This is a genomic window from Cecembia sp. (assembly GCF_007126775.1).
In the GTDB taxonomy this organism is placed as follows: Bacteria; Bacteroidota; Bacteroidia; order Cytophagales; family Cyclobacteriaceae; genus Cecembia.
Genome location: NZ_SLAP01000246.1, coordinates 1 through 7013 on the forward strand (window position 1 = coordinate 1; position 7013 = coordinate 7013).

Annotated in this window: 9 protein-coding genes; 5 read left to right on the top strand and 4 right to left on the bottom strand. The window is 38.3% G+C overall.

Going from position 1 to position 7013, the window contains the following annotated elements:
* Positions 1-621 (top strand): GMC oxidoreductase (locus QZT73_RS16310; protein WP_291789304.1); only part of this gene is annotated, 621 nt, incomplete at its 5' end.
* A 1-nt stretch (position 622) separates the two neighbouring features.
* Positions 623-1219: a gluconate 2-dehydrogenase subunit 3 family protein gene (locus tag QZT73_RS16315; protein ID WP_291777960.1), complete on the top strand. Its 597-nt coding sequence runs from the start codon at positions 623-625 to the stop codon at positions 1217-1219.
* Between the two features lie 3 nt (positions 1220-1222).
* On the opposite strand, the gene QZT73_RS16320 is transcribed toward QZT73_RS16315, so the two are convergent.
* A complete protein-coding gene (locus QZT73_RS16320) occupies positions 1223-1696 on the bottom strand; it encodes a hypothetical protein (protein ID WP_291777962.1) in 474 nt (157 codons plus the stop codon).
* 61 nt (positions 1697-1757) lie between these two features.
* Between QZT73_RS16320 and QZT73_RS16325 the strand changes: the two genes are divergently transcribed.
* Positions 1758-2204, top strand: a complete 447-nt coding sequence (locus QZT73_RS16325) for a DUF2867 domain-containing protein (RefSeq protein WP_291777965.1) — start codon at positions 1758-1760, stop codon at positions 2202-2204.
* 46 nt (positions 2205-2250) lie between these two features.
* Here QZT73_RS16325 and QZT73_RS16330 read toward each other — a convergent pair whose 3' ends face one another.
* Positions 2251-2634, bottom strand: a complete 384-nt coding sequence (locus tag QZT73_RS16330; RefSeq protein WP_291777969.1) for a RidA family protein — start codon at positions 2632-2634, stop codon at positions 2251-2253.
* Between the two features lie 148 nt (positions 2635-2782).
* Here QZT73_RS16330 and kynU point away from each other — a divergent pair, with 148 nt between their 5' ends.
* Positions 2783-4069, top strand: a complete 1287-nt coding sequence (gene kynU, locus QZT73_RS16335; protein WP_291789307.1) for a kynureninase — start codon at positions 2783-2785, stop codon at positions 4067-4069.
* A gap of 26 nt (positions 4070-4095) precedes the next feature.
* Positions 4096-5451: an NAD(P)/FAD-dependent oxidoreductase gene (locus QZT73_RS16340; RefSeq protein WP_291789309.1), complete on the top strand. Its 1356-nt coding sequence runs from the start codon at positions 4096-4098 to the stop codon at positions 5449-5451.
* Between the two features lie 55 nt (positions 5452-5506).
* Here the strand turns inward: QZT73_RS16340 and QZT73_RS16345 are convergent, their stop codons facing one another.
* A complete protein-coding gene (locus tag QZT73_RS16345) occupies positions 5507-6133 on the bottom strand; it encodes a thioredoxin family protein (RefSeq protein WP_291784649.1) in 627 nt (208 codons plus the stop codon).
* Between the two features lie 6 nt (positions 6134-6139).
* A complete protein-coding gene (locus tag QZT73_RS16350; protein ID WP_291784651.1) occupies positions 6140-6631 on the bottom strand; it encodes a TlpA disulfide reductase family protein in 492 nt (163 codons plus the stop codon).
* Between the last annotated feature and the right edge of the window lie 382 nt (positions 6632-7013).

The following is a 7013-nucleotide window of genomic DNA, read 5'->3' on the forward strand; positions in this document are numbered from 1 at the left end:
AATGGCATTTATGTCCCTAGATATGTGAACTTGGATGAAAAAACCAAATCTGACAAATTTGTAAGGGGCTTTGGTTATCAGGGTGGTGGAGGAAGAAGTGGATGGGGAGCTGGTGCGAATTTAGAAGATTTTGGAGGTAGTTTTAAAGATGGCCTCATGAAACCCGGGCCTTGGGAATTTTTTATCACAGGTTTTGCTGAGTGTCTACCTTACCACGAAAATAAGGTTTATCTTAATAAAGAAGTTTTGGATAAATGGGGACAGCCTACGCTTTCTATAGATTGTGAATTTAAAGAAAATGAAAAAGCGATGAACAGGCAGATTAGGGAAGATGCCAAAATAATGTTGGAAAGGGTAGGATTAAAAGACATAGTAGATTTTGATAATCAGCACGAGCCAGGCTTTGGGATCCACGAAATGGGTACAGCAAGAATGGGAAGAGATCCTAAGACTTCGGTTTTAAATGGCAGCAATCAAGTGCATGCCTGTAAAAATGTATTTGTAACGGATGGGGCTTGTATGACATCTTCCTCTTGTGTCAATCCTTCTTTGACATATATGGCCCTGACTGCCAGGGCAGCAGACCATGCAGTTTCCGAATTGAATAAAATGAATCTTTAATATGATGAACAGGAGAAATGCTTTAAAAAAGACAGCTCTAATTGCTAGTTCTGCTATGGCTGTCCCCTCATTATTTTCCTTGTTACAATCCTGTAAGGAGCAAAATCGTTTGGAGTGGACACCACTTTTCTTGAATGAAGAACAGGCACGATTTATTTCAGCTTTTGTGGATACTTTACTCCCAAAAACAGAAACACCGGGAGCCCTTGAGGTTAAAACAGACATCTTTCTGGATTTGGTATTCGCCAAAACCTATAATGCAGCGGTACAGGAAAAATTGCGTGCTGATATAAATAAATTCAACGAGGATTGTAATCAAAGCCATGGTAAAGTATTTGCCGAACTGGATATGGATAAAAGAAAAGCATTATTCAGGCAATTGGAAGTAGCATCACCTAAATACAACCCAAAGGTATGGGGGTCGGCAGTGGGAGATCAAGCTCCGGTTGGATTTTACCGCAGTTTGAAGTCTATGACTTTATGGGGGTATTTTACATCAGAAGAAATAGGGTTAAACCACCTGAACTATGACCCGGTCCCTGGAGAATATCGGGGATGCGTTCCTTTATCTGAAATTGGGAAAACCTGGAGCCTTTGACCCTTAGAGATTAAGCAAGTCAAGGAAAATCCTTTGGGAGGTTTTTATTTTTCTTTTGAAATGACTCCATGCAAAAACATAATTTGCGACACCTATTGCAATACTAATAAGTGCAAATCCAGGTTTTTCAACTGTGAAACCAAAAAAGAAAAAAAGAAGAATAGTCACTACTGACCAAAACCCTAAAAAGAAAACAGATCCTGGAAATAAAGAATACTCCAAAAATAAAATACTTCCTGAAGGAGTGTCGTCAAGCTTTCCTTTGATTAATGGAAGAAAACTATCTGCTTTTGTTATTACAAGTGAAATCCGGAAGCTATCTTTTTTTAGGGTGCCGTTAAACTGATAGCCATTTTCTTTTCTGGCTTCATAATCCAGAAAATTGGGATCTTTGGTAACCAGTTCCAATTTTTCGAGCACTTCTTTTTTTGTTAAAGAAGATACCAGTACTTCATTGTGTTTTGGGAAAAATGGCATATTCCACTAACTTATTTTCAGGCTTAAGGTTAATTGATTGGACAAATTTTACGTAATTACAATGACCCCCCAAATTTTTGTTGAAAATTTCTTTATCCCACTTAAAGCAAGACCTAAAGTAGTTTGGGATAAGGTGAATAGGATTGGAGGGGAATCGGGCTGGTATTTCGGGACTTTATTGTGGAAAGTGAGAGGGAGTATGGACCGGTTGATTGGAGGAATTGGTTTTAGGAAAGGGAGAGATAGGGAAAATAGATTGGTAAAAGGCGATCAAGTTGATTTTTGGAGAGTGATATCTGTGAATGACGCAGAAATGCAGGTCAAACTTAAAGCTGAAATGTTATTACCGGGAGAGGTTTGTCTGGAGTGGAAAGTTGGGGCCAATACAATCCACCAAAGACTTGAATTTAAGCCTTTAGGATCGTTTGGGAGATTGTACTGGTATTTGGTGAGGCCCTTGCACTACTTTATTTTTTTTCAGATGGCTAAAAAAATTGCCTTGGGATAATTGAAAAGCAGGCTGAAATGAAAATACATTTCAGCCCTTATAATTTTTAGGATTTTACTGCTATGCAGGATATTTCCACATTGACATCTTTGGGTAACCTACTTACCTCCACGGTTTCCCTTGCTGGGGGATTGGTCTTAAAGTATTGTCCGTAGGCTTCATTGATGGTGGTAAATTGGCCCATATCTTTAATGAAAATGGTGCATTTCACTACCTCTTCAAATCCAAAACCTGCCTCACGCAAGACAGCTTCAAGATTTTTCATGACAGCATGGGTTTCTTCGGTGATATTTTCATTGATCAATTCACCGGTTAAAGCATCCAATGGGATTTGTCCGGAAACATATAATATGTTTCCAGCTTTAACTGCTTGGCTATATGGCCCTATGGGGGCAGGTGCTTCTTTAGAAAATATAATCTCCTTGCTCATAGTTTGATTTTTTTGCAAAATAAAGATTCATCTCCCAACCACCGAAACGAAAATCATTTTTTTCGAATTGGAAATGTGGTAAGTTTGAATGATGGTCTGTAGGTTGAAATGCTTTGACCTCTTAAAATTCGATTAAAATTGAGGTAAAATGAAAAATATCCAATATGAATTTTCTGAATCTTTTGCTCAAAAGATGGATGCAGAAGATCCTTTAAAAAAATTTAGAGACAGGTTTTTCTTTCCTCAGATCAATGGAAAGTCAGCTATATATTTTTGCGGGAACAGCCTTGGATTACAGCCCAAAACCACTGAATCCTACATCAAAAAAGAGTTGGATAATTGGGCTGAATTGGGAGTTGATGGACATTTCTATGGAGAAGATGCATGGTACCATGTGCGTAAAAAATCTAAGCCTGCTTTAGCAGGTATTGTAGGGGCCTATGAGCACGAAGTGGTGGCTATGAATAACCTCACCTCGAACCTTCATTTTTTAATGGTTTCATTTTATCGGCCAGATAAGTACAGGTATAAGATCATTACAGAGGCAGGGGCTTTTCCTTCAGACATGTATATGTTGGAAACACAGGTCAAGTTTCATGGTCTGGATCCTGAGGAGTGTATTGTTGAATTGTCGCCCAGGCCAGGTGAATACACCCTGAGGACTGATGATATTCTAAATGCGATAGAGGTGCACAAGGAAAATTTAGCCTTGGTCATGATGGCAGGCCTTCAATATTATACTGGTCAGGTTTTTGATATGCAAGCGATAACAGTTTCGGCCCATCAAGTTGGGGCAAGAGTCGGCTTTGACCTGGCCCATGCAGCAGGGAATGCACCCTTAAAACTGCATGAATGGGGAGTTGATTTTGCTACTTGGTGCAGTTATAAATACCTGAATTCCGGGCCTGGAAATATTTCAGGGGTATTTGTACACGAACGGCATGCAGAAAATCCCGATTTGCCCAGGTTTGCAGGTTGGTGGGGCCATGATGAAGGTGAGCGTTTCAGAATGGAAAAGGGCTTTAAACCCATGTATGGAGCTGACGGTTGGCAGTTGGCCAATTCTAACATCCTTGCATTGGCGGCCCATCAGGCATCTCTGGATATATTTGAGGAGGCTGGAATGAAGAGACTCAGGGCAAAAAGTGAACTTTTGACAGGCTATCTGGAGTTTTTAATTCAGGAGATAAACGGTGACAGTGGCGTGTTGGAAATCATCACACCAACGAATCCTGCAGAAAGGGGTTGTCAACTTTCTCTTTTGATCCACAAAGGAGGGAAGTTCGTTTTTGATGAATTCTATCAAAACGGAGTGGTGGGAGATTGGAGAAACCCAAATGTCATCAGGTTGGCGCCTACCCCCTTGTATAACAGCTTTGTGGATGTATTCCACTTCGCAACAATCTTAGAACAATCCCTACTAAAATTCGCTTAATACAACAGGGATTAACCTCTCAAACCATGAATAAGAACGAAATCAGTATTTTAGGTGCGGGCCTTATAGGGTCCTTATTGAGCATATACCTCAAAAAAAGAGGCTTAGATGTACATGTCTACGAAAAAAGGCCTGATAACAGAAAGGGGGACTATAAAGAGGAGGGGCGTTCTATCAATATGGCTTTAAGTGACCGTGGTTGGAATGCGCTTGATAAAGTCGGCCTAAAGGAAAAAGTGCTTACGCTGACCATTCCCATGTATGGTAGACAAATTCATAATGAGCACGGTGATACCACCTTTATTCCATATGGTAAGGAAGGCCAGGCAATTTATTCCATATCACGCGGAAGATTCAATCAATTATTGATGAATGAAGCTGAGGATGCCGGTGTAAAGGTTCATTTTGATAAGAAAATTGATAATGTCGACCTTAGAACGAATGAACTGCATATTGAAAGCAGGGACGGCAGCAAAGAACATATATCGTCCGAAGTTATTCTTGGGGCGGATGGTGCCTACAGTAGTTTGAGAACAGCCATGCTTAAGCAAGTGCGCTTTAATTACAAGCAGGAATATATATCCCATGGCTATAAGGAGTTAAGTATACCTCCAACAAAGGACGGTCAATTTGCGATGGACCCCAATGCATTGCATATCTGGCCAAGAGGTTCTTTTATGTTAATCGCTTTACCTAATCCTGATAAATCCTTTACATGTACCCTTTTCTTACCTTTTGAAGGAGAAAGGGTAAGTTTTGAAAACATCAGAGATGAGGAAGATGTAAAAGGTGTTTTCCAGACTTTTTTTGATGACGCTTTCCAAATGATGCCGAATTTGACAGGCGAATACTTTAACAATCCAACTGCATCTTTGATCAATATAGAGTGTTACCCCTGGATGTTGAATAAAGCTATGCTGATAGGAGATGCTTCTCACGCCATGGTGCCATTTTATGGGCAGGGTATGAATTCAGGATTTGAAGATTGTGTTATTTTAGATAACCTGATCGAAAAGTTAGGTTCAAATGCATGGGAGTTGGTTTTTGCTAAATTTCAAAAAATTAGAAAGCCGGATACTGATGCAATCTGCAAGTTGGCGATGGAGAATTTTGAAGAAATGAAAGCAGACGTAGCAGATCCGAAGTTTCTTATTAGAAAAAAAATTGAGACACGGTTGCATGAACTTTATCCAAATGATTGGATACCGCTTTATACAATGGTTACTTTTTCATCAATACCATATTCTGAGGCCTATGCTATAGGGAAGTTGCAGCAGTCAATTATGGATCGTATCATGAAAGATCCATTGATTACCCAAAATTGGGACAAACTCGACTACGGGGATATTATTGATTGGTTGGATAAAACCAAGGCAGTCTAGATATAACCCTTGGAATATGACCAGATGTACATATTCCAAGGGGTTTTTATAGTGATCATTCTGTTTTTTTACTCCATTTTATAGTACATCCGATTGCCTTAGTGGTTTCATTTGATACTTTTCTGCCATTTAAGATATCATCCATGGCTAATTCCACATATTTTTCAGTGACTGCAGTTGCATCTTGGTAATTGTTATCAATAGCACCAATATATTTGACGATAAAGTCATTCCCTTCTTTTTCTAGGAGATAAACATGTGGTGTTCTGGTACCTCCATAGTTTTTGATTACCTCCTGTGTCTTATCATATACATAGGCAAAAGGAAAATTTTTCTCTTTGGAACGCTCCTTCATTTTTTCAAAACTATCCCCTGGACTTACCTGATCATCATTTGGATTAATAGCTATAACAGGGAAACCCATTGCAGCATATTTATTGTGGAGTTCAATCATTCTGTCCTCGTAAGCAACTACGTAGGGGCATGTATTGCAAGAGAAAATAACAATAGCGCCTTTTGCACTTTTTAAACTGCTTAGTGATACCCAGGATCCATCTACACTTTCTAATTTGAAATCGGATGCTATATCACCAATTGCATAACCTTGCACATCTTGTGCCCAGCTATTGGACAGCACCGAGATCATCATTACGACAAAGAATACAACACTTATTTTTTTCATGGCAATTTATTTTAATTGATTAATCATTGATTTCAATTCGTCATAGGTTAATTCCCCTTCATGAAAGGAACGTTCTCCATTCGGTTTGATGAAGAGTGTAGCAGGGATAGCTCCAGACCAATCCGGACTTACTTTATCAATCCATTTATTGTAATCTACATCGTTGAGTAAATAAACAGGAGCAGTTATTTTTCTTCTTTCCATAAAATTTGTTACCCTTTCCGGTTTTCTTCCATCATCCATGGAAATAAAAATCAGGTCAACTTCCGTATCTTCCTCTTGAACCTTTTGGAAATAAGGCATTTCCTTGACACAAGGTGCGCACCAAGTTGCCCAAAAATTAAAAATCCTAATTTTTTGGGAAGATTCTTTTGTCAACCTTTCAAATTCAGGAAAGTCGATAATTGCAAATTCGGAGTGGATATTAAATTTCGACTCTCCCTCTATCCTTGGAAGAAAGAAAAAGACCAGGAGTATATACATTGATAGTGTTTTCATTCTGACTTGAACAATCAATTTATAAATTGTAATATTTAAGTTAATAGTATGATTAAAATAATCTACTATGAATTTGTTTATTCTGTGTAAACTATGGATCGCAGATATTTAAATTTTAGGCAAAGAATTTTCATAGGATTCCTACCTCATATCAAGAGATAATTTTTTAACGATAATTTGAAAAGCTTGTTCCACCATTCATCAAAAAGCCTCAAAATGAGCCAGAAACAAGTGTCAAATATTTTGATGCTTTTTTATCCACAATTATCAACACTTATCCACACACCTTTAGAGGTTTAGCTTAAATAACTGTAAATGAGTATTTTACATATTAATTATGAATTATAATTTTGTGGATATCTTTATGTAAATGACTTTTTTC